This is a genomic window from Streptomyces sp. NBC_00704, from assembly GCF_036226605.1.
Taxonomy (GTDB): Bacteria; Actinomycetota; Actinomycetes; order Streptomycetales; family Streptomycetaceae; genus Streptomyces.
In genome coordinates this window covers 7962933-7988512 of record NZ_CP109000.1, presented here as the reverse complement: position 1 = coordinate 7988512, position 25580 = coordinate 7962933, and the positions used below count along the sequence as shown (strand labels likewise).

The following is a 25580-nucleotide window of genomic DNA, read 5'->3' as shown; positions in this document are numbered from 1 at the left end:
CCGGTCGCCCGACGTCTCCGGAGGGGGCGGACCGTGAACAACCCTTTGACATCGGCTGTTCTGGACCTGGCCAGGAGAACCCTCGGTTCCCCCGGTCTCAGGCCCGACGAGGCCTTCTCCGACCACTGCGACGACCCCGCGCTGCTGGAGCAGCTGGGCGCGGTGCTGCGGGCGGTGTTCGCCGTCGACCCGCCGGTCGGGGAACGGCTGGGCGCGCAGAGCGCGGCGGCCGTGGCCGAGCGGCTCGCGCGGGGCCGCTCCGGCTCCGGCGGACAGGAGCTGACGGCCGGGTCCGCGCCACGCGACGGCGCCACGACGCAGGCCTCGTTCGGCCAGAGCGGCATCTGGCTCATCGACCAGTACCTGCCGACCCCGCAGGCCTACAACGGCCCGTTCCTGACGCGGCTGCCGTTCCGGCTCGACGGGGAACGGCTGCGCCGGGCCGTCGCCGGGGTGCTGCGGCGCCAGGAAGTCCTGCGCACCACGTACGCGTTGCGCGACGCCCGGCTCCTCCAAATCGTCTCCGACGACGACACGGCCTTCCACTACGGCGTCGAGCACTACGGTGACGACAAGGAACTCGACGCGCTCGCCCGGCGGGTGGCCAACACCCGCCTCGACCTGGAGCACGGGCCCGTGCTCTCGGTGTTGTGTGCGCTCGGTCCGGGTGCGGAGAGCGCGATCGTCTGCAACATCCACCACATCGCCTCCGATGCCGCCTCGGCCGGGATCTTCCTGCGCGAACTCCTCGACGCCTACGACCGCACCGGGCGGGGCCTGCCGGTGGAGGCCGTGCCGGGACGCCCTCAGTACGCCGACTTCGCGGAGTGGCACCGCAGGCACCTCACGCCCGAGCGGTCCACCCGGCTGCTCGACGAGTGGGCCGACCGGCTCGCCGGAGACCTGCCCGTGCTGGCCCTGCCCTCCGACCGGCCCCGGCCCGCCGCACAGGAACACCGGGGCGGCACCGTCCCGTTACGCGTCCCGGCCGGGGTGACCGAGAAGCTGGAACGGCTCGCGGAGCGCGAGGGCGTCACGCTGTTCATGGCGCTCCTGGCGGTGTACGGCACGTTTCTCGCCAAGCTGAGCCGCCAGGAGCGGGTGCTGATCGGCTCGCCCGTCTCCCTGCGGGACGACCCGCAGACCAAGGACCTCGTCGGCTACTTCGTCAACATGGTCGTGCTGCGCCAGGACGTGACGGGCGCGATGACCGTGCGCGAGGTGCTGGGGCGGGCGCGCGAGGAGGTGGCCGGCGCGCTGCGGCTGAAGTGGGCCCCCTTCGACAAGGTCGTGGAGCGGCTGCGGCCCGACCGCACCGGCGCTCACACGCCGGTCGTGCAGACGATGCTCGTCCTGACCGATCCCGGCTCCGCCCAAGTCACCTACGGAGCAACGCCATTGACCATCCGGCGTGACATGGCGCACGGCGCGAAGTACGACCTGTCGGTGGTGTTCGCCCGGGAGGCGGACGGGCTGCTCGGCAGCCTGGAGTACGACGCGCACCTCTTCGACGAGGCGACGGCGCGGAGCATGGGCGAACGGCTGGGCCGGCTGCTGACCCGGTTCGCCGAGGCGGCGCCGGACACCCCGGTCCGCGATCTCGGTCTGCTTGCCGCCGACGAGGAGCGGGAGGTGCTGGCCCACGACGACCGTGTGGACCGCTCGGCGCCTCCGGTGCCGGTGGCCGAGCTGTTCGAGCGGCAGGCGGCGGCGACCCCGGACGCCGTGGCCGTGACGGACGGCGCCCGCAGGTGGACGTACCGCGAACTGGACGAGCGGGCCGGACGGCTCGCGCGGGTCCTGCGCGAGGAGGGGGCGGCGGCGGGCCGCCGGGTGGCGATCGCCCTGCCCCGCTCGGTCGAGATGGTCGCGGGACTGCTCGCCGTCGTGAAGTCAGGGGCGTCCTACGTGCCGCTGGACCCGTCGCACCCGCCGGAGCGGGTGGCGTACGTCCTGGACGACACCGAGGCCCTCCTCGTCCTCACCGACAGCGCCACGGCCGACCGACTTCCGCCTGACACACGGCTGTTGGAGATCGACCGGGAGGCGGACCGGATCGCCGCCGCCGACCCCGCGCCGCTCGGCCCGACCCGGACGCCCGACGACGAGATCTACGTCATCCACACCTCGGGGTCGACCGGCGCCCCCAAGGGCGTCGTCATCCGGGACCGCACCGTCGGCAACCTGGTCGCCGCCCAGCACCGGATCAGTCCCTGCGGGGCGACGGGCACCACCCTCCAGTACATGACACTCTCCTTCGACGTCTCCGTCATGGAGATCCTGGGGACGCTCTGCGTCGGCGGGACGCTCGCCCTGATCCCCGGTGAACTCCACAAGGACCTGCACCGGCTGGCCGCGTTCGTCGCCGAGCACGACGTCACCCGCCTGTACCTGCCGTACATCGCGCTCCAGCGGTTCGCGGCGCTCGCCGTCGCGGAGGACCTGTGCTGCGACGCGCTGCGCGAGGTGACCTCGGTCGGCGAGGCGCTGGTCGTCTCCCCGCAGATCCGGGAGTTCTTCGCCCGGCACCCCCGCGCCCGGCTGCTCAACATGTACGGCCCGTCCGAGACCCACCTCGCCACCTGGCACGAGCTGTCGGGCGACCCCGCCGACTGGCCCGAGGCCCCGCCGATCGGGCGGGCGGTCGACGGGATGCGGCTGCGCGTCCTCGGTCCGGACCGCGAACTCCTCCCGCCGGGCGTCACGGGCGAGCTGTACATCGGCGGCCCGTACCTGTCGCCGGGCTACCGGGGCCGGCCCGAGGAGACGGCACGGCGCTTCCTGCCCGACCCGTACGGCGGCGAGGGCGAGGTGATCTACCGTACGGGCGACCTCGTCCGGTGGAACGCACGCGGCGACCTGGAGTACCTGGGCCGCGCCGACGACCAGATCAAGATTCGGGGCTACCGCGTGGAGCCCAGCGAGGTCGAGGCCGCCCTCGACGCCCTCGACGGGGTGCGCGACTCGGCGGTGGTCGCGGTCGAGTTCGGGCCGGGCGACCGGCGGCTGGTGGCGGCCGTCACGGGCGACGGCGCCGAGGACACCGTAGGGCTGCGGGCCGCGCTGGCCGAGCGGCTGCCGGAGTACCTGGTGCCCGCGCACCTGGTCCGGCTGGACCGGCTGCCGACCACGCCCAGCGGGAAGATCGACCGGGGCGGGCTGGCCGGGCGGCTGGCCGCAGAGGTGCGCGACCGGGGCGCCGACCAGGGCGCCAAGGCGGCACAACCGCCGCGGACCGGGACCGAGCGCGCGATCGCCGAGGTCTGGGCGGACATCCTGGGCGGTGGTGTCCCCGGACGGGACGGCGACTTCTTCACCCTCGGCGGCAACAGCATCATCGCCACCGAACTCGTCTACCGGCTGCGGACGTCGTTCGAGGTCGACATCCCGCTGCGGACCCTGTTCGACAACCCGACGGTCGCCGGGATGGCCGCGCGGATCGACGAGCGGCGGGCGGGCGACACCACCGCCTTCACGGAGCCCACGGCCGACCTGCGCGCCGACGTGACCCTGCCGGACACCGTCCACCCCGGCGACCGGACACCGGTCCCGCCGGACGCCGCGACCCGGTTCCTGCTGACCGGCGCGACCGGCTTCCTCGGCTGCTGGCTGCTGCGGGAGCTGACGACCGTCCCCGGGCACACCGTCACCTGTCTGGTGCGCGCCGAGGACGCGGACGCCGCCCTGGCCCGGCTGCACGCCACGGCCGACCGGTACGGCATCACCGGTGGCATCGACTGGGAACGGGTGCGCGCCGTCCCCGGCGACCTGGCCCGGCCCCGGATGGGCCTGTCCGACGCGGACCACGACGAGCTGGCCGGATCGGTCGAGGCGGTCCACCACGCGGCAGCGCACATCAACTTCGTGCTGCCGTACGCCTCGGTGAAGCCGGCCAACGTCGACGGCCTGCGCTCCGTACTGGAGTTCGCCGCCACGGGACGGCTCAAGCACGTGCACCACATGTCGACCGTCGCCGTGTTCGCCCCCGGCCGAGAGGGCGGGACGATCACCGAGGAAGCGGTGCCCGACAGGTGTGAGGGCCTCGGCATCGGCTACACGCAGAGCAAGTGGGTCGCCGAGGGCATCGCCCGCCTGGCGCGGGAGCGCGGGATGCCGGTGACCGTCTACCGCATCGGCCGGATCTCCGGCGACAGCGTCACCGGCGCCTGCCAGGCCGACGACTTCCTGTGGCGGCAGATCAAGAGCTTCATCGAACTCGGCTCGGCCCCGCCCGCCGAGGAACTCACCACCGACCTGCTGCCGGTGGACTTCGTCGGCCGGGCCGTCGCCGCCCTCTCCCGCGAGCCGTCCGCCGACGGCGCCACCTACCACCTGTTCCACCCGCGCGGTTCCGACTTCACCCCCGTGCACGCCGCCGTCCGCGACTGCGGGCACCCGCTGGACACGGTGCCCGCCGAGGAGTGGCTGACGCGCCTGGAGGAGTCGGCCCGCCGGCCCGGGGGCAACGCCCTCGCCGCGGCCGTCCCGCTGTTCCGGGAGGGCGCGCTCGAACTCGGCGAGAACACCTACGGCAACGAGCGGACGACCCGGCTCCTCGACCGTCTCGGGCTGCGCTGGCCCGACATCGACCGCCGGTCCCTCGCCCGCATGATCCGCTGGTTCGAAGCGGCCGGTGAGCTGGACGACCGGGCCCTTGCGCGGCAGGGCGCGTAGACCGGCCGTTCAGCGGCTCCCCCCACCCAGACATCCGCAGGCGGTCACTCCCCTGGCCGCTCATAACGAAGGCCGACAGCATGTCTCGATACCCCTTTCCGGGCGCCGGACACGACCCGTTGATCGCCTCGATGGTGGCCGCTCTCCCCGCCCGCCAGCAGCCTCAATGGCCCGAGCCCTCCCGCCTGGCCCCCGTGCACGACCGGCTGGCCCGCGAGTCGCCGCTGGTGTCGTACGCGAGCGTCCGCGAGCTGCGCGGGCTCCTCGCGCGGGCCGCCGAGGGCGAGTTCTGCCTCATCCAGGCCGGCGACTGCGTGGAGTTGACCACCGAGTGCGCACCCTGCGACGTCGAACGCAAGGTGGAGATGCTCGACGTCCTCGGCGACGTCATGCGCACCGGCTCCGGTCTGCCCGTCGTGCGCGTCGGGCGGATGGCCGGTCAGTTCGCCAAGCCCCGCTCCGACGACTGGGAGACCGTGCCCGGCGGACGGCTCCCGGTGTTCCGGGGTCCGGTCGTCAACGCGCCGGACGCCTGCGAGGAGGCCCGCACACCCGACCCGTCCCGCGTCATCACCGGACTGGAGGCCGCCCGCTGCGCCGTCACCGCGCTCGACCGGCTGGGCCGCGGCGAGGGCGCCGCTCCCGAGGACCGGGTGTGGACCAGCCACGAGGCGCTCCTGCTCGATTACGAACTCCCCCAGGTGCGGCGGCACGCGGACGGCGGCAGCTATCTGGCGTCCACGCACTGGCCCTGGATCGGCGAGCGCACCCGTCAGGCCGACTTCGCACACGTGCGTCTGATGACCGAACTGGACAACCCGGTGGCGTGCAAAGTCGGGCCCGAGGCGACCGTCGACGAGGTGCTGGACCTGTGCGCGGCGCTCGACCCGCACCGGACCCCGGGCCGGCTCACCCTCATCGCCCGGTTCGGCGCGGACCGGGTCGCCGCACTGGCCCCGCTGGTACGGGCGGTGCGGCAGGCCGGGCATCCGGTGCTGTGGATGTGCGACCCGATGCACGGCAACACCGTGAAGACGCCCGACGGGCTGAAGACGCGACGCCTCGACACGATCATGTCCGAGATCCGGCAGTGCGTGGACGTCCTGGCGGAGAACGGGGAGCGGTGCGCGGGGCTGCACCTGGAGGCCTCCCCCGACGACATCTGCGAGTGCGAGGGCGCGGGTCGCGTCCCCGTCCGCGGGCCGGGCTACCGCAGCCTGTGCGACCCCCGGCTCAGCCTCGTCCAGGCCGTCGCCGCCGTCGCGCACTGGCGGCTGCCCGTGGGGGCGGCCGTATGACCGCGCCGCCCGCCACCGCCGCCGCTCCGGCGCAGGCCCACGACGCGCTGCTGCCGCCGCCGGGCCAGCCCTTCGCGGTGCTGCACCGCTCCGGCTCCGGCCGCGCGGCACCGGTGGAGATCCTCAGCGGCCCGGTACGGCGCGAGGACGACCTGGACGCCCTCGGCCTGGACCGGCCCGGCGGGGCGAAGCGGCCCACGGACGGCGGCGCGGACGCCCCGGACACCCTCGTCCTCGCCCCCTACCGGCAGATCCGGGAGCGCGGCTTCGCGCACCCCGACGACGGCGAGCCGCTGCTCGCCATGGAGGTGCGCGAGCACCGGTGGGTCCCCCTCGACCGGCTGCTGGCCTGCCTGCCGGACCGGGCGCCGCGGGTGGAGGACACCCGCTTCGACATCGACGACGACGGCTACGCGGCGGCCGTGGACGCCATCGTCCACCGCGAGATCCACCGGGGCGAGGGCTCCAACTTCGTGCTGGCCCGCAGCCTGCACGGCCGCATCCGCGCCTTCGACCGCACGGCCGCCCTCGCGGTGCTGCGGGGGCTGATGACGGCCGAGACCGGCGCCTACTGGACGTTCCTGATCTTCACCGGCGACCGGTACCTGATCGGCTCGACCCCGGAGCAGCAGGTGCGGGTGCGGGGCGACCTGGTCGAGATGAACCCGATCAGCGGGACCTACCGCTACCCGCGGACCGGCGCCGACCTGCCGGGGCTGCTGCGCTTCCTGCGCGACCCCAAGGAGACCGACGAGCTGTACATGGTCGTCGACGAGGAACTGAAGATGATGGCGGCGCTGTGCGGTGACGAGGTCCGGGTCAGCGGGCCGTCCCTGAAGTGGATGTCCCGGCTCGCGCACACCGAGTACTACCTCTCCGGCCGCTCGGACCGCCCGCTCACCGAGATCCTCCGCACCACGATGCCCGCGCCGACCGTGACGGGCAGCCCGGTGGAGAACGCCTGCCGGGTGATCGAGCGTTACGAGCCGCGCGGCCGGGGCTACTACAGCGGGGTCATCGCCCTGCTGGGCCGCGAGGGCGGGCAGCGGCGGCTGGACGCGGCGCTGATGCTGCGCACGGCGGACCTCGGCGTGGACGGCACCGTACGGCTGACGGCGGGCGCCACCGTCGTACGGGAGTCGGTGCCGGCGCACGAGACGGCGGAGACCACCGCCAAGCTGTCGGGCCTGCTGGACGCGCTGTCCGGTCGGCGGCCGGCGAAGGCGCCGGTGCCGGCGTCCGCCGCGGGGCTGGCCGAGGCCGGTCCGGTGCGCGGCGCGCTGGCCGCCCGCAACGACGGGCTGGCGGCGTTCTGGCTGCGCGGGACCGGCGACGTCAGCGCCGCCCGGGCCGTGGCGGGCGCCGACGTCACGATCGTCGACGCTGAGGACGGGTTCACGTCGATGCTCGCCTACCAGCTGCGGTCGCTGGGCTGCTCGGTGCGGGTGGTGCCCTGGCACCGGACGGCGGGCGGGGTCGCCGGGGCGCCGGGCGTGGTCCTGCTCGGACCGGGGCCCGGCGATCCGCGGGACACGGCCGATGCCCGGGTGCGGGTGCTGCGGGCCACGGCCCGCGAACGGCTGACGGCCAGGCTGCCGTTGGCGGCGGTCTGCCTGGGACACCAGGTGGTGTGCACGCTGCTGGGGCTGCGGGTGGCCCGGCTGCCCGACCCGGCGCAGGGCAGACGGCTGAGGGTCCCGCTGTGGGGCAGGCCGCGCCGGGCCGGCTTCTACAACAGCTACGCCGCGCGGGCCGACGGCGACCGGCTGCACCCCCCACTGGGCGGCGGGCCGGTGCAGGTGCAGCGCGTCGGCGACCAGGTCATCGCGCTGCGCGGCCCGGCCCTGTCCACCATCCAGTTCCACGCGGAGTCGTTCCTGACCGAGGACGGCCCCGGCATCCTGGCCGACCTGCTGACCGGCGCCCTGGCGCCGCACGCGGCACCCCGGCCGGGCGTCCACGACAGCGACGGGGCCGGTGTCCAGGGCACCCGGCTCCGGGAGTCCAGGGGGACCCATGAGCATGCCTGAGCGAGGGGGCGTGGACACCGCGCCCCGTCCGATCGACCCGCGCGCCCTGCGCAGTTGCATGGGCCAGTTCGCGACGGGGGTCACGGTGATCACCTGCCGCCGCGGCGACCTCGTGCACGGCACCACGGTCAACGCGTTCACCTCGGTCTCGCTGGACCCGCCGCTGGCCCTGGTGGCGCTGGACCGGCGCAGCCGGGCGGGCGCGCTGCTGCGGGAGGACGGCGACTACGTCGTGAACATCCTCGACGCCTCGCAGCGCGACCTGGCGATGCACTTCGCCGGTCGTCCCATGGCGGAGCCGGTGCCGTGGGTGGACGAGGACGGGCCGCACCCGCGGCTGGCGGGCACGGTGGCTCATCTGGTCTGCCGGCCCTGGCAGATCCACGACGGCGGCGACCACACGCTGCACATCGGGAGCGTCGAGGAGTTCGAGAGCCGTCCGGGACGGCCGCTGCTGTTCCACGGCGGCGCCTTCCCGGAGCTGGCGCCGGACGACTCCGCCGTCGCCTGGTCGCTGTGCCTGGACGGCATGGACCCGGTGACGCACCTCCCGGTACCCGAAGAGCCCGACATGACAGACAGGACAGGGGACTGACGTACATGACGGACACGAGGCACAGCACGGGCGCGGCGGACACCCCCGACACTGGGACCACCGGCGCCGCGGGCGCCACCGGTGATGCGGCGCCGCGCCGCACCACCCGTCCGATGACCGGTGACGAGTACCTGGAGAGCATCCGCGACGGCCGGGAGATCTGGGCGTACGGGGAGCGGGTCGACGACGTCACCAAGCACCCGGCGTTCCGCAACACGGCGCGGATGACGGCGCGGCTGTACGACGCGCTGCACGACCCGGAGCACCACGACACGCTGACCACGCCGACCGACACCGGCAGCGACGGCTACACGCACAAGTTCTACCGGGTGCCGCGCAGTGTGGAGGACCTGGTCGGCGACCGGGACGCGATCGCCCGCTGGGCCCGGATGACGTACGGCTGGATGGGCCGCAGCCCCGACTACAAGGCGAGCTTCCTCGTCACGCTGGGAGCGGACCCGGACTACTACGGGGAGTTCGCGGACAACGCCCGCCGCTGGTACGCGGAGGCACAGGAGCGGGTGCTGTTCTGGAACCACGCGGTGATCAACCCGCCCGTGGACCGCAACCGGGCGCCGGACGAGGTCGGCGACGTGTTCGTGCACGTCGAGAAGGAGTGCGACGACGGCCTGGTGGTCAGCGGCGCGAAGGTGGTGGCGACGGGGTCGGCGCTGACCCACTTCAACTTCGTTGCGCACTACGGACTGCCGGTGAAGAAGAAGGAGTTCGCGCTCGTCGCGACGCTGCCGATGGACGCGCCGGGGGTGAAGCTGATCTGCCGCCAGTCGTACGAGCTGGCCGCGAACCGCATGGGCAGCCCCTTCGACTATCCGCTGTCGAGCCGCCTCGACGAGAACGACACCGTCTTCATCCTGGACAAGGTGAAGATCCCCTGGGAGAACGTCTTCATCTACGGCGACACCGCGAAGGCCGGGACCTTCCTGAACACGTCCGGGTTCACCCACCGGCTCACCTTTCACGGCGTGACCCGGCTCGCAGTGAAGCTGGACTTCCTCGCCGGCCTGCTCCTCAAGGGGCTGGACGTGACCGGCACGAAGGATTTCCGGGGCATTCAGACCAGGGTGGGCGAGGTGCTCGCCTGGCGGAACATGTTCTGGGGTCTGAGCGACGCGATGGCGCACAATCCGAACGCATGGCACGACGGCGGACTGCTGCCGAACCTGGATTACGGCATGGCATACCGCTGGTTCATGACGATCGGCTATCCGCGGGTCCGCGAGATCATCCTCCAGGACCTCAGCAGCGGCCTCATCTACTTGAATTCCCACGCCAAGGATTTCCAGAACCCCGAACTGCGGCCGCATCTCGACCGCTACATGCGCGGGTCGAACGGATACGACTCGGTGGAGCGGGTCAAGCTGATGAAGCTGATCTGGGACTCCGTGGGCACGGAGTTCGGCGGCCGGCACGAACTGTACGAGCGCAACTACTCGGGCAACCACGAGAACGTCCGTATCGAACTGCTGATGGCGCAGACCGCCTCCGGCCTGGTCGACGGCTACCGGGGCTTCGCCGAGGAGTGCATGTCCGAGTACGACCTGGACGGCTGGACGGCGCCGGACCTCATCGGGCCCGACCAGGCATGAGCGGCGGGCCGGCACGACGACGGGGGCGGCGTACGGCCGGTGTCCGGTCCGCCGCCGCCCCCGGAGGGCCGCCCTCCCGCCGGGCGTCAGCGCGGGCCGGGCGCCTCGGGCCGGTCGTCCGGGTCGGGCAGGATCACGGCCAGGGTGAAGCCGTCGTAGCCCTTGGCGCCCACCGTCTGGATCGTGGTGGCGCTGACCCTGGGCTCCGCGGCGACCTTCTCGTGGAAGCGCCGCATCCCGCGGACCCCGCCGTCGGGGTCGTCCGCGTCGGCGACGGCGCCGCCGAGCACCACGTTGTCGACGACGATGACGCCGCCGGGCCGGGACAGTTCCAGGGCCCAGTCGAAGTACTCCGGGGTGTCGGGCTTGTTGGCGTCGATGAAGACCAGGTCGAACGGCTGCTCCCCGGTCTTCGCGAGGTCGGGCAGGATGTCGAGCGCCCGCCCCACCCGCTGGTCGACGCGGTCGGCGACACCGGCCCGCGCCAGATGGCCGGCGGCGGTCTCGGCGAACGAACGCTCCCACTCGATGGTGACCAGCCGTCCGCCGGGCGGCAGGGCGCGGGCGAGCCAGATGGAGCTGTACCCGCCGAAGGTGCCTATCTCCAGAATGCGCTCGGCGCGCTGGACGAGGGCCAGCAGGTGCAGCAGCTTTCCCTGGGAGCGGGAGACCCCGATATCGGGGAGGTCGAATCCGATGTGTGCCTGGGCGGCGGCGGCCAGTGCGGGGTCCTCGTCACCGAGAACCGTGTCGAAGTAGCCGTCCACCGCGCTCCACTGATGCTGTGTCATGACCCCAGTGTTCCCCGCGAGGACGGAATTCGGCACCCCGAAGGGAGGAATTCCAGAAAAACGGCGGATTCATGTCGTCCACTTATCCCCGTCGGTTAGTGGAGCGGATTTTCGGGAATTCGCCCGCCTGAACGAGAAAGCAACGCCTTTCGTCTCCCCCCATCAGTCCACCCCTCGATCGCCCCTGGCACGACTTCAATGAGAGGAGCGCAGAATCTTGCAGCGAACCGGGACCACGACAGAGCGACCGCCCAACCCCGACCCCGGCCCTGATCCCGCCTTCGATCTCCACCTCGTACCGGAGCTGCACCACGTGGGCGTGCAGACGGACGACCTCGACAACTGCGCCGCCTGGTACGAGGAGTTCTTCGGCTGCCGGACCAACTGGACGCTGGACACCTTCTCCGACCTGACGCTGAGCCGCCTGCCCGGCATCACCCGGCTGACCGAGGTGATGGTGGCCGGACTGCGCTTCCACCTCTTCGAGCGCACCGGGCACGACGGCGCCGTCCCCGGCGCCAACACCCGCCAGTTCCAGCACGTCTGCCTCGCCACCGGCTCCCCCGAGGAGCTGCGGGCCTGGCGCGAGCGCTGGTTCCGGCTGTACGAGTCCGGCCGCTTCACGTTCGCCGGTGACGAGAAGCCCACCGACATCGTCATCGACGACGACGGAGTCCAGAGCTGCTACGTCCTGGACGTCAACGGCCTGGAGTTCGAGTTCACCTACGTGCCGCCAGGAGGAGACCGATGAGCATGCGCGCCCCCCGCACCGTGACCGAACTGCCGGTGCCCGACGGCTGGGACTTCGGGGACTTCCCCTACGGCCTGGAACCGCTGACGCTGCCCGAGCCGCCGACCCCGGGAACGGAGACCGCGATCTCGGACGTGCTTCCCGCCGACACCTCCCGCGTGCGGAGCGCCGCGCCGTGCCCGCGCACGGGGCCGGCGCTCGCCGCCGAGGAGATCTCCCACCAGCTGTTCTGGTTCCGCTGGATCACGGGACACCAAGCCACCTTCGCCATCTGGCAGTTGACGGCGCACGCCCTGCACCAGGCCCGCTCCCGTTCCGACCCCGCGCCGTCCCTGCGGGCGATGACGGACCTCACCGACGCCTACACCGCGATGCTGCTGTACACCAGTTCCTGCCCCGCCGACGTCTACGGGACGGTGATCCGGCCGAGCATGTACCTCCAGCACCGCAGCTTCAGCGGCACCTGGGCACCGGACTTCATGCCCGTGCGCTCGCTGCTGCGGGGGAAGAAGACCGAGTGGGAGGGGACGCCGGAGGCCGAGCGGCTGAAGAAGGCGGTGCAGATGTACCACAGGGTGCACGCGGGGGTGGCGGCCAAGCTGGTGCCGGGCGGCCGTTCGCTGCTCCAGGAGTCGGCCGCGGAGGTCGCACCGACCCGCCCCGAGACTCAGGCACTCATCTACGACCACTACTTCCTGACCTTGCGGGCCCCGGTCGACGCGACGGAGCTGGTCGGCCAGTTGCGGAGCCGGCTGCGGGCCATCACGCAGGACGTGGCGACCAACGGCCTCTATCCCGGCCTCGGTCCGCAGGAGGACGTCGCCTTCCCCGAGGAACTGCGCGGCGACGAGGTACGCCAGGGCTACGAGGAAGGCTTCGCGTCGGTCCTGGGCAGGATCGACGCCGCCGCCGGGCAGCTCAGGCCACGGGTGCTGCACCACAGCGCCCCCTGACGGGACGGCGTCCGGCACGACGAGGCCGGACAACGTCCGGCACGACGGAGCACCACGGCATCCGGTACGACGAAGGAGGAGTACGCGTGCGGCACGGAGTGGTGATCCTGCCCGAGCGGCGCTGGTCGCGGGCGCGCGAGCAGTGGGTCCTGGCCGAGCGGCTGGGCTTCGACCACGCCTGGACCTACGACCAGCTGATGTGGCGGTGGCTGCGGGACGAGCCCTGGTTCGCCTGTGTCCCCACCCTGGCCGCCGCCGCGGCCGTCACCTCGCGGATCACGCTGGGCACGATGGTCGCCACGCCCACCTACCGCCATCCGGTGACGCTGGCCAAGGAGGTGATGTCGCTGGAGGACGTCGCCGGAGGCCGATTCGTCTGCGGACTGGGCGCGGGGGCGGGCGGCCTGGACGACCGGGTGGTGGACCCCACCGAGCGGACCCCGCGCGAGCGCGCCGACCGGTTCGCCGAGTTCGTCGAGGCGCTGGACCTCCTGCTCACCGAGCGGAGCGCCTCGTACGCGGGCGAGCACTACGCCTTCGACGGCGTGCCGGTGAACCCCGGCTGCCTGACACGGCCGCGCGTGCCGTTCGCCGTCGCCGCGACCGGGCCGCGCGGGATGCGGCTCGCAGCGCGGCGGGCGGACACCTGGGTGACGGCCGGTCCGCCCGGGCGCTTCGACGCCCTGCCCTACGAGAAGGCGCTGCCCGACATCGCCCGGCAGCTGGACGAGCTCGACGCCGCGTGCGAGGCGACCGGCCGTGACCCGGCCACGCTGGACCGGCTGCTGCTGACCGGCGCCCTGGTCGGCGGGGTGCTCGAATCCGTCGAGTCGTACCGGGACGCGGTGGGCCGCTTCGGCGAGCTGGGCGTCACCGACCTGGTCGTGCACTGGCCGCGCGCGTCGTTCCCGTACGAGGGCGACCCGCTTTTGCTGGAGGCCGTCGCGCAGGAGGTGCTGCTCCCCGGACGGGAGGCGGCTGCGCGGACCGGGCCCGTGTCACCCCGGCCGGGCGGCGCCCCCGGTGGCGAAGGAGAGCGACGTTGATCGCGTACGAGATCGTCGACATGTTCACGGACACCCCGTACGGCGGCTGCGCCCTCGGCGTCGTCCCCGACGCGGCGGCGCTCTCCACGGCGGACATGCTGGCCGTCGCCCGCGAGACCGCCCTGACGGAGACGGCGTTCGTGGTGCCGCCGGCCCTGCCGGGGTCGACGTACGGAGTGCGGGTGATGACCCCGGACGGGGAGTCGCCGTACGGCGGGCACAGCGCGGTGGGCACCGCGAGCGCGCTCGTGCGCGCCGGGCGGCTCGCGGCCGGGAAGGCGGTGCAGGAGTGCGGCGGCAGGCAACTCGCCGTGACCGCCGGGGCCGACGGCTCCACCCTGTCCGTCGCGGGCGAGCCGCTGCTGCGGCCCGAATGGGACCCCGGCCCGCTGCTCACGGCGTGCGGCCTGACGGACACCGATCTGACGGGCACTCCACGTCTGACCGGCTTCGGACCGGCGTTCCACGTCCTGCCGGTGGGCGCGAAGGCCCTCACGCGCGCCGCGGCCGACCTGACCGACCCGGTCTGGGCGGACTGCCCGGACGCGGTGCTCGTCGCCTGGGACCAGGCCGGCCGCACCGCCCGCGTCCGCGTGTTCGCCCCCGGTTACGGCATGCCCGAGGACCCGGCCTGCGCCTCCGCCGCGCTGGGGCTCGGCGCCTGGCTCGCCGAGGAGAAGGCGCTCCCCGGCGCCGACGGCCGCCACGCCTACCAGGTCCGTCAGGGCGAGGGCCTCGGCCGCCCGGCCACCCTCTCCTGCACCGTCGACCTCACAGAGGGCCGGGCCAGCGCCGCCACGGTCCACGGCCGGGTCACCGTCACCGCCTCCGGCCGGATGACACCCCCCGGACGCCCCTGACCCCCGCTCCGTCCCGCGGTCCGACCGTACGACCAGAAAGGATCTTCCCAGGTGCTCTTCCGACCGGAACTGCACGGCACCCGCGGTGCCGTCGCCTCCACCCACTGGCTGGCCTCCCAGACGGGCATGTCCATGCTGGACCGCGGCGGCAACGCCTTCGACGCCGCGACCGCCGCCGCCTTCGTCATCCAGGTGGTGGAACCGCATCTCAACGGGCCGGGCGGCGACGTCCCGATCCTCGCCCACCGCTCGGGGACCGGCTCGGTCGACGTCGTCTGCGGGCAGGGCCCGATGCCGGCCGCGGCGACGCCGGAGGCCTTCACCGAACGGGGTCTGGCCGTCGTCCCCGGTTCCGGACTGCTGCCCGCCGTCGTCCCCGGCGCCTTCGGCGCCTGGCTCCGCCTGCTCAAGGAGTACGGCACGCTGCCCCTGGAGGACGTGCTGGAACCCGCCATCGGCTATGCCGAGCACGGCTACCCGGTGCTGCCCAAGTGCGCCGCCATGATCGGCGCGCTCACGGAGCTGTTCCGCGACACCTGGACGGAGTCGGGCCGCACCTACCTGCGGGGCGGGGTCGCCCCGCGCGCCGGGGAGCGGGTCACCAACCCGGCGCTCGCGCGCACCTACCGGCGGCTGGTCGCCGAGGCGAAGGCGTCCGGCCGGGACCGCGAGGGACAGATCGACGCGGCGACGGAGGCGTTCTACACCGGCTTCGTCGCGGAGGCCGTCGACACCTATGTCACCAAGGCCGAGGAGATGGACTCCACGGGCCGCCGCAACAGCGGCCTGCTCACCGGCGCGGACCTCGGGGCGTGGCGACCGCGTGTGGAGCGTCCTGTGAGCCTCACCCACCGGGACCTCACCGTGCACAAGGCGGGCCCCTGGTCGCAGGGCCCCGTCTTCCTCCAGCAGCTCGCCCTGCTGGCCGACGCCGACCTCGCCGCGACCGGCCCGGAGAGCTCGGAGTACGTCCACACGGTGGTCGAGGCCGCCAAGCTCGCCTTCGCCGACCGCGAGGCCTGGTACGGCGACCCGGACCACGCCGACGTCCCCGTCGGCGCCCTGCTGGACCCGGCCTACACCGCCACGCGGCGGGCGCTGCTCGGCGCGGAAGCCTCCCACGAGCTGCGGCCGGGACGGCCCGGCGGGCGCGAGCCGCTGCTGCCGCCGCTGCACGACGAGAGCGCCGCGCCCGCCGACCCGGCCTGGCTGGGCGAGCTGGAGCAGGGCATCCCGGCGATCATGAAGCTGACCGCGGCGACCGGCGACACCTGCTGCGTGAGCGTCACCGACGCCGCGGGCAACATGGTGGTGGCGACGCCCAGCGGCGGCTGGCTGAAGAGTTCCCCGGTGGTGCCGGGGCTGGGCTTCCCACTGGGTACCCGGGGACAGATGGCGACCCTCACCCCCGGCCACCCCAACACGGTGGCGCCCGGCAAACGTCCGCGGACCACGCTGAGCCCGACCTTGGTCCTGCGGGACGGCCGGCCGTACCTGGCGTTCGGGACGCCGGGCGGCGACCAGCAGGACCAGTGGACGCTCAGCTTCTTCCTGCACCACACCGAGCACGGGCTGGGTCCGCAGGCGGCGATCGAGGCGCGCACCTTCCACACCGACCACGTGCCCACCTCCTTCGCCCCGCGCCGGTTCCGGCCGGGCACCGTCGTCCTGGAGGGCGGTTGGCCCGCGGCGGAGGTCGAGGCGCTCCGGCGGCGCGGTCACCAGGTGGACCTGGTGCCCGACTACTCGCTCAGCAAGGTGTGCGCCACCGGGCTGACCGCCGACGGGCTGGTTCTCGGTGCGGCGAGTCCACGCGGCGCGCAGGCGTACGCGGTCGCGGGGTAGGAGAGGAGGACAGGACATGGTTTCCTCCAGGAAACCACCCCTCCTAGCACGGAAGGTGCTGACATGGCCGCTCACCGGAAGAACCACCGTGGGGACTTCATCGTGCTGGGCGAGGCCCGGCAGAACAATCTCAAGGGCGTCGACCTGCGCATCCCCAAGGGGAAGCTGACCGTCTTCACCGGGGTCTCCGGGTCGGGGAAGTCCTCCGTGGTCTTCGACACGCTGGCGATCGAGTCGCAGCGCCAGCTCAACGAGACCCTGCCGGCCTTCGTCCGTCACCGGATGCCCAAGTACGAACGGCCGGACGCGGGGGCGATGGAGAACCTCTCCACGGCGATCGTCGTCGACCAGCGGCAGGTCGGTGGCAACGCCCGCTCCACGGTCGGCACGATGACCGAGATCCTGCCCATGCTGCGGGTGCTGTTCTCCCGCGCGGGCACGCCCGGCGCGGGCCCCTCGCACATGTACTCGCCGAACGACCCGCGCGGCATGTGCGAGGAGTGCCAGGGCCTCGGCACGACGGTCCGTCTGGAGCTCGACAAGCTGCTCGACGAGGACAAGAGCCTCAACGAGGGGGCCATCCGCTTCCCGTCCTTCGCGGTCGGCACCTTCCAGTGGCAGCTGTACGGCGAGTCCGGGCTCTTCGACCCCGACAAGCGGTTACGCGACTTCTCCGCCGAGGACCGCGAACTGCTGCTGCACGGCAAGGGGTTCACCGTCGACCGGACGGGCCGCAACGGCGTGTACAAGAACGAGTACGAGGGCGTCGTCGAGCGCTTCACCCGCCGGTACATCACCCCCGGCCTCGACAACGCCAAGAGCAAGGAGCGCGCGGAGATCGAGCGGGTGGTGACCCAGGGCCCCTGCCCCGTCTGCAACGGCGGACGGCTCAACGAGGCCGCCCTCGCCTCCCGCATCGACGGCGACAACATCGCGGACTTCTCGGCCATGGAGATCACCGACCTGATCGAGCGGCTGGCCCGCATCGACGCGCCCGCCGTCAAGCCGGTGGTGGCGGGTGCGCGGGCCGCGCTGGAGCGCATCCAGGCGGTCGGGCTCGGATATCTGAGCCTCGAACGGCAGACCAGGACGCTGTCCGGCGGCGAGGCCCAGCGGCTCAAGATGGTGCGCCACCTGGGCAGCAGCCTGACCGGACTGACGTACATCTTCGACGAGCCCAGCGTCGGCCTGCACCCGCGGGACGTGCGACGGATGAACGACATCCTGCTCGCCCTGCGCGACAAGGGGAACACCGTGCTGGTCGTCGAGCACGACCGCGACGTCATCGCGATCGCCGACCACGTGGTCGACATGGGCCCCGGGGCCGGCCGCGACGGCGGCGAGGTGACCTTCGAGGGCACCCCGGCGGCGCTGCGCCGCTCCGCCACGGTGACCGGCAAGCAACTGCGGAGCGTGACCGGGCTCAAGGAGGAGGTCCGCTCCCCCACCGGCGAACTGACCGTGCGGAGGGCGAAGCTGCACAACCTGCAAGACGTCACGGTCGGCTTCCCCACCGGGGTGCTCACCGCGGTGACGGGCGTCGCCGGCTCCGGCAAGAGCACCCTCGTGTCGAAGGTGTTCACCGCCCAGCACCCCGACGCCGTCGTCATCGACCAGTCCTCGGTGGGGATCTCCGCGCGGTCCAACCCGGCGACGTACACCGACATCATGGACAGTTTGCGGCAGCGGTTCGCGCGCGCCTCGGGCGAAAAGCCGGGACTGTTCAGCTTCAACTCCGAGGGCGCCTGCCCGCAGTGCGGCGGCAAGGGCGTCATCGAGACCGACCTGGCCTTCATGGACCCGGTCACCACGGTGTGCGAGGCGTGCGACGGCCGCCGGTTCAACGACGAGGCGCTGCGGCACACCGTGGGCGGCCGGACGGTCGTCGACGTCCTGGCCATGACCGCCGAGGAGGCGTCGGACTTCTTCGACGACGCGCCCGTACGCCGCAAGCTGGCCCTCCTCACCGAGGTCGGGCTGGGCTACCTCACCCTGGGCCAGCCCCTGTCCACGCTTTCCGGCGGCGAGCGGCAGCGGCTCAAGCTGGCGCACCGCCTGAAGGAGACCGGCACCGTCTACGTCTTCGACGAGCCGACCACCGGTCTGCACATGAGCGACACGCGCCGGCTGCTGGACCTGTTCGACCGCCTCGTGGACGCCGGCAACACGGTGCTGGTGATCGAGCACGACCTCGACGTCGTCAAGCACGCCGACTGGGTCGTCGACCTCGGCCCGGAGGCGGGCAGCCAGGGCGGCCGGGTGGTGTTCGAGGGCACCCCCGCCGAGCTGGCCCGGGCGAAGGACTCGCACACCGGCCGCAGTCTCGCGGCGGACCTGCGCACCGCCCATGAGCACAGCTCGTCCTGAGACACGGTTCCGCAGCCCACGACACAGCCCGAGGGCACAACCCCGGGACACGGCCCCGGCACACCGTCGGGACGCGTCCCGGGGCGCTGTCCCGGTCACGCGACCGAAGGAGTCGGAGATGCCCCTCATCCGCGTCACCCTGCTGGAGGGCCGCTCGCCGCAGGAGGTGGCCGCCCTAGGTGAGGCGCTCACCGCGGCGGCGCACGAGACCCTCGGCACCCCGGTGGAGGCCGTCCGGGTGATCGTGGAGGAGACGAAGCCGGAGCGCTGGTTCGTGGGCGGCCGGTCGGTGACCGAGCGGCGTGCCTCACCTTCGTGACCCGCCCCGTCACCGCCGCGGGCCGCCCCGGAGCCACCGGGGCGGCCCGCATGTCCGGGAGCGCCGGTTCAGCGGACGGCGGCCCCGCGCGGGCCGCGGTCGGCGCGCGCGAAGCGCTCCCGGACCCGCTCGACGCGGTCCGGGGACCAGGACGCGAGGTCGTCGCGGGTGAGGCGGCCGCTGCGGGTGATCAGATGGGCGTTGAACGCGTCCGGTTGGAGGTCGGCGTACCGGTCCAGTTCCTCGAACCACTCCTGGCTGGTGCGCGCGGTGCGCTGCATGGCCGCGACCTCCGGCAGACGTTCGGCCTCGTAGGCGGCGAGCGCCTCCGGCACCGACCCGTGCTCGTCCAGGGCCAGGGCGAGCGCGAGGGCGTCCTCCATGGCGAGCCGGGTGCCCGAGCCGACGGAGAAGTGCGTGGTGTGCGCGCTGTCGCCGAGGAGGGCGATGCGGCCGTGGCTCCAGCGCCGGTTGCGGACGGAGACGAATCGGCCCCAGCGCGACCGGTTGGTGCGCAGGTCGTGGCCGTCCAGGACGTCGGCGAAGAGGTCCGCGAGCCGGTCCGTGTCGCTCCTGCCGGAGGCGTCCGGCTCACCGGCGTCGCCCTCGGTGAAGCCGGCCGCCTCCCACACCCGGTCGTCGACCTCGGCGATGAAGGTGCTGAGGCCGGGGGCGTAGGGGTAGGCGTGCGCGTGCAGGGTGCCGTGGTCGGTCTCGGCGACGGCGAAGGTCAGGGCGGTGAAGGCTCGCTCCGTGCCGAGCCACAGATAGCGCGAGCCGCGCCGGGCGGTCTCGGTGCCGAATTCCTCCCGACGGGTTTCGCGGGATGCGGAGTTGACGCCGTCGGCGGCCACCACCAGGTCGTACGTGCGGGCCAACTCGTCCGCGTCGGGGGCGCGGGTGCCGTGGCGGAGGGTGACGCCGAGGTCGGCGCAGCGGGCGCGCAGCAGGGCGAGCAGGGCGCGGCGGCCGATCGCCGAGAAGCGGTAACCGCCGTTGCGCGAGGTGCGGCCCCGGTGGTGGACGTCGATCCTCGACCAGTGGGCGCACTCGGCGCCGAGCGCGGCGAACAGCGGGGGGTCGGCCGCCTCGATGCCGCCGAGCGCCCCCTCGGAGAAGACCACGCCGAAGCCGAAGGTCACGTCGGGGGCGTTCACCTCCCAGACGTCGATCTCGCTTCCGGGGCGCAGCCGTTTGACGAGCGCGGCCGTGTAGAGGCCGCCGGGCCCGGCTCCGATGATCGCGATTCGCATGACACCTCACGGGGACTCGGTCGAGTGACGGGGTGGCGCGCGCGGGGGACGGCAAGTGGCCCCTCCAACGGACTACGTGTTGCCCGTGAGACCGAAAGTATTGTCCGCAGGGAAACCAATCGCCTCGGGCGGTCCGCCGCCGCGCGGCCGACCGGAAGGGGGCGCGGTCGATGAGGCCGACGACGGACGCGAAGGTGCTGGAGCGGCTGTACGGGACGGACGTGCCGCCCTTCGCGCTGCTGTGCAGACAGCGGCCCGGCGCGACCGGACCAGCACCGGTGGAGCTGCTGTTCGGGGACGTGTACACCGGTAAGTCGTGGGAGTCATTGGAGTTGGAGAACGCGGAGACCGTCGGGCCGCTGGACGGGGCCGGTCCGCCCGGTGCCGCGCCGGGCCCGGGCCTCCTGGCTCTGCTGCCCTTCCGGCGCCTGGCCGAACACGGCCTGCCCTGCCATGACGACGGCACGCCGGCGCGGGCCCTGCGGGTGCGCGAGCACCACGTCCTGCCGGCGGAGGCCTTCACCGACCCTCGCCTTCCCGGTGCGGGGCCGCTGGAGTGGCGGGACGCGGGGTTCACGACGACCGACACCCAGTACGAGGACCTGGTGCGAGGGTTCGTCGCCTCGGACGCGGCCCGCGGCGGGCTGAACGTCCTGCTGCGCCGCGACTGGACCGCGCGGCTGCCGGACTTCCGGCCCGCGGTGGCAGTGGACCTGTTCCGGCGGTTGCTGACCGCCGAGTCGGGCGCGTACTGGACCTTCGTCGTGCACACCGGGGCCGCGCGGCCGCTCACCCTGGTGGGTGCCACGCCGCAGGGGCACGTGGGGGTCGGGGGCGGCCGGGTGGTGATGCACCCGCTGTGCGGCACATACCGGCGTCCGCCGGCGGGACCGGACGCCGGGGACCTGCTCGCCTTCCTCGCCGACCGCAAGGAGTCGGAGGAACTGGCGACCACGGTGGACGCCGAACTGGCGGTGCTCTGCGGGCTGTCCGGGCCGGGAGTGCGGGTGGAAGGGCCGTTCCTGCGCCGGATGGCGCATCTGCTGCACACGCAGTGCCGCATCAGCGGGCCCGCGGCAGCCGGGGCCCGGGAGACCCTCTCGCGCGCCCTGTTCGCGTCGACCGTCGTGGGCAGCCCGTACGCCGACGCCTGCCGGGCGATCCGCCGCCACGAGACGACGGGGCGCGGCTACTACGGCGGCGTCCTCGCGCTGATCGGCCGCGACGCGGCGGGGGCGGAGGAGTTGGACTCGGCGGCGGTGATCCGGACCCTGGTCGTGGACCACCGGGGTGAAGCGCGGCTGTCGGTGGGGGCGACCGTGGGCGGCCGGTCCTCACCGGAGGCGGAGGCGGCCGAGACCCGCACCAAGGCGCGGACCGTGCTGACCGCCCTCGCCGCGCCACCGCCCGCCGCCGGGCAGGCGCCCGGGCCCCGCGCCCCCGGCGTGCCCGTCCTCGACGCGGCCGTACGGGACGCGCTGGACCGGCGCCACGCGGCGCTGTCGTCGTTCTGGACGGAGGGCACCGTCGCCCCGCCAGCGGGCGCCGCCCCGGTGCTGGTGCTGGACCCGGGCGGCGACCCGGTCGCCGAACTGGCGGCCCTGCTGCACCTGGTCACCGCCGTGCACGGCCCCGCCGTGGTGGTCCGCTACGACGCCCCCGGCGCCGCCGACACCCTGGTCCGGCACGCGGGGCCCGTACTGCTTGCGTCCGGGCCGGGCCGCCCGGACGACCCCGGGTGCGTACGGATGGCGGCGCTGCGCCGGACGGCCGCGTCCCTGGTACGGGAACGGCTGCCCGGCGGGCCCCCGGTGGCCGGGGTGGGACTCGGCTTCCAGTTGCTGGCGCTGGCCGCCCTGCCGAAGGCCCGGGTCGTGCCCAGGACCGGCGGCACAGGACTGGCGCGGGAGGTCGAGGTCTTCGGCAGGCCGGTCACCGCCGCGTTCCGCAACGCCCACGCGATCGTGTCCGGTCCAGCCGGGCACGAGGTGGTCGCGCTCGGCGAACAGGCCGTGCGGGGCGTGCAGTTCCATCCGGAGTCGGTGCTGACGACCGACGGGACGGAGGTACTGCGCCGACTCCTCGGCTGACTCCCCCGGCCCGTCGTGGTCCGGTGCCGTCGTCTCCCGGCCCCGTCGGCGCGGGCTCAGGACGCGTCGGCGGCCGCGCCGAGTTCCACGAGGGTGCGGGCCGCGGACTCCAGGGCGAAGGTCATCGAGCCGCCGTTGGGCTCGAACCCGGCGTGGTCACCGGCGAAGTGGATCCGCCCCTCGGGCCTGCGGATCACCGGCATCAGGGCACTGTGCCCGCGCTCGGGAAGGATGTACGCACCTTCCGCGTACGGGCGTTGGTCCCAGCAGACGGACGTGCTGGTCTCGTAGTGCTCGCGGGCGCCCGGGAGCATCCGTTCGACCTCGTCGAGCACGAAGTCCAGGCGCTCCTCCTCGGTCATGACCGACACCGCCCGCGCCCGCCACCCCGTCATCAGACACTCCAGGATCTTGCGCGGGCCCGGGAGTCGGGGGGTGGCGTCGCGTATCCACCGTATGGGCAGGTCGGTGGAGAAGCTGGCGTTGCGCTGCGGCCAGAACTGGCGGCGCATCTGGAGGTAGACGCGAACGACGGACGAGTATTTCACCCGGCGCATCACGTCGTGCTTGGCGTCGGTCAGGCCCGCGTCGGTGAAGTCGATGTGCCGGATCGCGCTGAACGGGACCGTGACGACGACTCGTTCGGCCTCCAGGGTCTGCATGCGACCGTGGGCGAGGACGGTGACCCGGGCCCGCTCCGCGTCCTGTTCGACGCGGACCACCGGACGGCGGTAGTGGATACGGCTCTTGAGACGCTCGGCGAACGCCTGCGGGAAGCGGTCGGTGCCGTGCTTGACCTTCGCCCAGCGGGGATCGGCGTTGCCGAGCGAGTGCGGACTCGCCTCGTGGCGCAACCAGGACAGCGCGGACGCCGCCTTCAGGTCGCCGCCGCGCATCTCCAGGAAGAGGGGTTCCATGAGGTCGATGGCCGCCTGGGAGGCGCCCCGTTCGGTGAGGACCTCGTGCACGGACAGGTGGTCGTAGGGGGCGAGTCGCTGGGTGACCGCCCAATCGGGGGCGCTCAGGTCGGGCTGGAGACTGTCGGCGACCGCCGAGACGTACCGCTCGATCATCCCGCCGACGCCGAGATCCTTCTCGTGCGGGTGCAGGCCCAGCCCGGCCTCGGCGACCGACTCCGGGTCGGGGGTGAAGAAACGGCCGCGCGCGAAGTAGGAGAACGTGGTGTCGACGAGGTCGGCGGTCTCCGTCTCGACGCCGAGTTCGCGCAGGTAGTGCATGGCGTAGTGGCAGTGCGGGGTGAGCGTCATCGCGCCGGCCTCGGCGTACAGGCCGTCGGCGAACGGCTCCCTTAAGGTGTACGCGCGCCCGCCGGGCCGGTCGGACGCCTCCAGGACGGTCACCTCGCAGTCCCTCGCGGCGAGTTCGTGGCCGACGGCCAGTCCGGCGAGTCCGGCTCCGACGACGATGACGGATCGCGGGGGCCGCAGCCCCGGCAGTCCGCTGTCGAAGGCACGTCGTACCTCGGTCTGAGTGGCTTCCCGCATGGAGTGCTCCGTTTCGGTGGCTCGGTGGCTCGACGGCTTGCGTAGTGCGGTGGTTCAGCGGCCCGGTGGCCGCACACCCGCGTCTGCGCCGCTCTCTGCTCGTCTACCACCTGCCACCGGGGCCATGTTCCGGCCGGCCGGCCTTCGCGGGAGTCCGGCCGGGCGGCGGCCGCCAGGCCGGCGTCATCGTTGCGCGTGCCGTCCTCGACGGCTGCTCGCAGCGCGCCGCAGATGTCCGTCACCTGAGATGCCCGCCTACTGAGGTTTTCAAGGTGGGGTCGGTGGGTCGAAAGCCGGGCCGGTGCCGGTGAGGCAGCAGTCGGTCAGCAAAATGGACCTTGACCAAGTCGGTCGCGGTCGGCAAGGACTCGCAGGATGCGTTGGTAGTCCACCGACAGCGCCGACCAGGTCAGCCCCGCACGCCACATCGGCACCATCGACTTCGACTTCGCCGGTTCCAAAGCCCCGGCGGGCAACGGCTGTTCACCGCCATTCGGCAGGTCCACAGCGACATCAGGACCGGCGACGTCACCTTCGCCTGGGGCCAGTGCCTCGCGGACACGCAAGCGAGCGATGACCCACTCGTTCCAATCGTGCTCGGCCACGGACAACTCGGCCTGGATCCGGTCGGCCTCCTCCCGCAGTTCGTCCACACGACGGCGAGCGGCGCACTCGCGCTGTTCCAGCAGTCCCACGACCGACGGCATTCCTGACCTCCACTGGAGCGACGACACAACAGGTCACCACTGCAACGGAACCGCCGCACCTATGCTTGACCAGCGGAAATGCAGTCCTCAAGCTCGGAAAGACAACGGCTTCTCAGGTACCTCAGCCAAGGGTACGGAGGGGGTCCGACAACCGGCCTCCCGTTTACAGGGCGGCCGAGGGGGCCCGCAGCGCTGGCAGGCGCCCATTCGTCGGGGGCCAGGTCCCTGCTCGGGGTTAGCTCTGGGGGCGGCGGCCATGGTGAGGACGCTGAGCGGGCCGAGGACGGAGCCGATGGACACCCTGGGCCACGCCCTGAGCCAGGACCCCCGACGGCCCACGTACCGCAGCCGTCGTCCGCTGACGTTGCCGTCAGACACCCCAGCACCTCACCGAAAACATTTCGGTGAGGCCGCTGCGGCACTCCGTGCAGAGCGGAAGCCCGCAGCGCACCGTCGACTTCTCCTGCCCATCCCTTCAGGGATGCCGAACACTGATGCACGTCTCTACTTATTCGTTACATCAGGATCAAGTACCTCTGGCAAGGGAACTATCAAGCCGATACATGCGATCACCCGCGTAAGATCAGCACTCAGGAACACTATAAAGCGATACTCTCCTCTTTCGCGGTCATCAATAAACCCGACCAGAAGTTCTTGATTACCGATTTCCTCGAGGTTAGCCACCGCCTCCTCGAACCCCAATGATGGGCGCTCGAGTTTCTGCAATCTCCGCAACCGTCTCGCGTAGGTGTGATGCAGCCTCGCGGCGGGCATCCTCCCTGGCCATATTTCGAACGACGCCCCAGCGGCAAGGGCGCTCTTGGCCTGCGAGTTGACAGTGGATTCGACAGCAAACGCTTTAATCAGCTCACCTCGCTCCACGTGCGCT

17 protein-coding genes and 1 pseudogene are annotated in these 25580 nt (G+C 72.8%); 13 read left to right on the top strand and 5 right to left on the bottom strand.

Going from position 1 to position 25580, the window contains the following annotated elements; all coding sequences use genetic code 11:
- Window positions 1–33: 33 nt before the first annotated feature.
- From OG802_RS34785 to OG802_RS34765, 5 genes are all read left to right on the top strand, one after another.
- On the top strand, window positions 34–4674 hold the full coding sequence (locus OG802_RS34785; protein ID WP_329416845.1) for a non-ribosomal peptide synthetase: 4641 nt from the start codon (window positions 34–36) through the stop codon (window positions 4672–4674).
- Between the two features lie 80 nt (window positions 4675–4754).
- Window positions 4755–5972, top strand: coding sequence for a 3-deoxy-7-phosphoheptulonate synthase (locus tag OG802_RS34780; protein WP_329416844.1), 1218 nt, complete (start codon window positions 4755–4757; stop codon window positions 5970–5972).
- Window positions 5969–8002, top strand: coding sequence for an anthranilate synthase family protein (locus OG802_RS34775; RefSeq protein WP_329416843.1), 2034 nt, complete (start codon window positions 5969–5971; stop codon window positions 8000–8002). Before OG802_RS34780 ends, OG802_RS34775 begins: the two co-directional genes overlap by 4 nt.
- The gene (locus OG802_RS34770; protein ID WP_329416842.1) at window positions 7989–8597 is read left to right on the top strand and encodes a flavin reductase family protein; all 609 of its coding nucleotides are present in this window, start codon (window positions 7989–7991) and stop codon (window positions 8595–8597) included. Before OG802_RS34775 ends, OG802_RS34770 begins: the two co-directional genes overlap by 14 nt.
- A gap of 113 nt (window positions 8598–8710) precedes the next feature.
- A complete protein-coding gene (locus OG802_RS34765) occupies window positions 8711–10204 on the top strand; it encodes a 4-hydroxyphenylacetate 3-hydroxylase family protein (RefSeq protein ID WP_256916666.1) in 1494 nt (497 codons plus the stop codon).
- A gap of 86 nt (window positions 10205–10290) precedes the next feature.
- Here OG802_RS34765 and OG802_RS34760 read toward each other — a convergent pair whose 3' ends face one another.
- Window positions 10291–10995: an O-methyltransferase gene (locus OG802_RS34760; protein ID WP_329416840.1), complete on the bottom strand. Its 705-nt coding sequence runs from the start codon at window positions 10993–10995 to the stop codon at window positions 10291–10293.
- A gap of 217 nt (window positions 10996–11212) precedes the next feature.
- Between OG802_RS34760 and OG802_RS34755 the strand changes: the two genes are divergently transcribed.
- The 7 genes from OG802_RS34755 to OG802_RS34725 all read left to right on the top strand — a co-directional run bounded on the left by OG802_RS34755 (window position 11213) and on the right by OG802_RS34725 (window position 19136).
- Window positions 11213–11746 (top strand): VOC family protein, encoded by a 534-nt coding sequence (locus OG802_RS34755; protein WP_329416839.1) that lies wholly within the window; start codon window positions 11213–11215, stop codon window positions 11744–11746.
- Window positions 11743–12699: a hypothetical protein gene (locus OG802_RS34750; RefSeq protein WP_329416838.1), complete on the top strand. Its 957-nt coding sequence runs from the start codon at window positions 11743–11745 to the stop codon at window positions 12697–12699. The genes OG802_RS34755 and OG802_RS34750 overlap by 4 nt, the downstream gene beginning before the upstream one ends.
- Window positions 12700–12785: 86 nt before the next feature.
- Complete coding sequence (locus OG802_RS34745; protein ID WP_329416837.1) at window positions 12786–13745, top strand: LLM class flavin-dependent oxidoreductase; 960 nt, start codon at window positions 12786–12788, stop codon at window positions 13743–13745.
- Entirely contained in the window at window positions 13742–14605 is an 864-nt protein-coding gene (locus OG802_RS34740) for a PhzF family phenazine biosynthesis protein (RefSeq protein WP_329416836.1), read from the top strand. Before OG802_RS34745 ends, OG802_RS34740 begins: the two co-directional genes overlap by 4 nt.
- Window positions 14606–14656: 51 nt before the next feature.
- Window positions 14657–16450: a gamma-glutamyltransferase family protein gene (locus OG802_RS34735; RefSeq protein WP_329416835.1), complete on the top strand. Its 1794-nt coding sequence runs from the start codon at window positions 14657–14659 to the stop codon at window positions 16448–16450.
- A 63-nt stretch (window positions 16451–16513) separates the two neighbouring features.
- On the top strand, window positions 16514–18817 hold the full coding sequence (locus tag OG802_RS34730) for an excinuclease ABC subunit UvrA (RefSeq protein ID WP_329416834.1): 2304 nt from the start codon (window positions 16514–16516) through the stop codon (window positions 18815–18817).
- 118 nt (window positions 18818–18935) lie between these two features.
- A complete protein-coding gene (locus OG802_RS34725; protein WP_329416833.1) occupies window positions 18936–19136 on the top strand; it encodes a tautomerase family protein in 201 nt (66 codons plus the stop codon).
- Window positions 19137–19204: 68 nt separating this feature from the next.
- Here the strand turns inward: OG802_RS34725 and OG802_RS34720 are convergent, their stop codons facing one another.
- Window positions 19205–20389, bottom strand: a complete 1185-nt coding sequence (locus OG802_RS34720) for an FAD-dependent monooxygenase (RefSeq protein ID WP_329416832.1) — start codon at window positions 20387–20389, stop codon at window positions 19205–19207.
- A 170-nt stretch (window positions 20390–20559) separates the two neighbouring features.
- On the opposite strand from OG802_RS34720, the gene OG802_RS34715 reads away from it, so the two are divergent.
- A complete protein-coding gene (locus OG802_RS34715; protein WP_329416831.1) occupies window positions 20560–22479 on the top strand; it encodes a chorismate-binding protein in 1920 nt (639 codons plus the stop codon).
- A 56-nt stretch (window positions 22480–22535) separates the two neighbouring features.
- Here OG802_RS34715 and OG802_RS34710 read toward each other — a convergent pair whose 3' ends face one another.
- From OG802_RS34710 to OG802_RS34700, 3 genes and pseudogenes are all read right to left on the bottom strand, one after another.
- Window positions 22536–23984 (bottom strand): flavin monoamine oxidase family protein, encoded by a 1449-nt coding sequence (locus tag OG802_RS34710; protein ID WP_329416830.1) that lies wholly within the window; start codon window positions 23982–23984, stop codon window positions 22536–22538.
- 332 nt (window positions 23985–24316) lie between these two features.
- Window positions 24317–24691 (bottom strand): annotated as a pseudogene (locus tag OG802_RS34705) (hypothetical protein); the annotation flags it as partial.
- Between the two features lie 504 nt (window positions 24692–25195).
- Window positions 25196–25573 carry a hypothetical protein gene (locus tag OG802_RS34700; protein WP_329416828.1) on the bottom strand — a complete coding sequence of 126 codons (378 nt, stop codon included), beginning with the start codon at window positions 25571–25573 and terminating at the stop codon, window positions 25196–25198.
- Window positions 25574–25580 lie beyond the last annotated feature (7 nt).

Bases quoted from the DNA above. Each gene is read 5' to 3' on its own strand.
- OG802_RS34780 (WP_329416844.1), top strand. From the start codon at position 4,755: ATGTCTCGATACCCCTTTCCGGGCGCCGGACACGACCCGTTGATCGCC.
- OG802_RS34775 (WP_329416843.1), top strand. From the start codon at position 5,969: ATGACCGCGCCGCCCGCCACCGCCGCCGCTCCGGCGCAGGCCCACGAC.
- OG802_RS34770 (WP_329416842.1), top strand. From the start codon at position 7,989: ATGAGCATGCCTGAGCGAGGGGGCGTGGACACCGCGCCCCGTCCGATC.
- OG802_RS34765 (WP_256916666.1), top strand. From the start codon at position 8,711: ATGACCGGTGACGAGTACCTGGAGAGCATCCGCGACGGCCGGGAGATC.
- OG802_RS34760 (WP_329416840.1), bottom strand. From the start codon at position 10,995: ATGACACAGCATCAGTGGAGCGCGGTGGACGGCTACTTCGACACGGTT.
- OG802_RS34750 (WP_329416838.1), top strand. From the start codon at position 11,743: ATGAGCATGCGCGCCCCCCGCACCGTGACCGAACTGCCGGTGCCCGAC.
- OG802_RS34730 (WP_329416834.1), top strand. From the start codon at position 16,514: ATGGCCGCTCACCGGAAGAACCACCGTGGGGACTTCATCGTGCTGGGC.
- OG802_RS34725 (WP_329416833.1), top strand. From the start codon at position 18,936: ATGCCCCTCATCCGCGTCACCCTGCTGGAGGGCCGCTCGCCGCAGGAG.
- OG802_RS34720 (WP_329416832.1), bottom strand. From the start codon at position 20,389: ATGCGAATCGCGATCATCGGAGCCGGGCCCGGCGGCCTCTACACGGCC.
- OG802_RS34715 (WP_329416831.1), top strand. From the start codon at position 20,560: ATGAGGCCGACGACGGACGCGAAGGTGCTGGAGCGGCTGTACGGGACG.
- OG802_RS34710 (WP_329416830.1), bottom strand. From the start codon at position 23,984: ATGCGGGAAGCCACTCAGACCGAGGTACGACGTGCCTTCGACAGCGGA.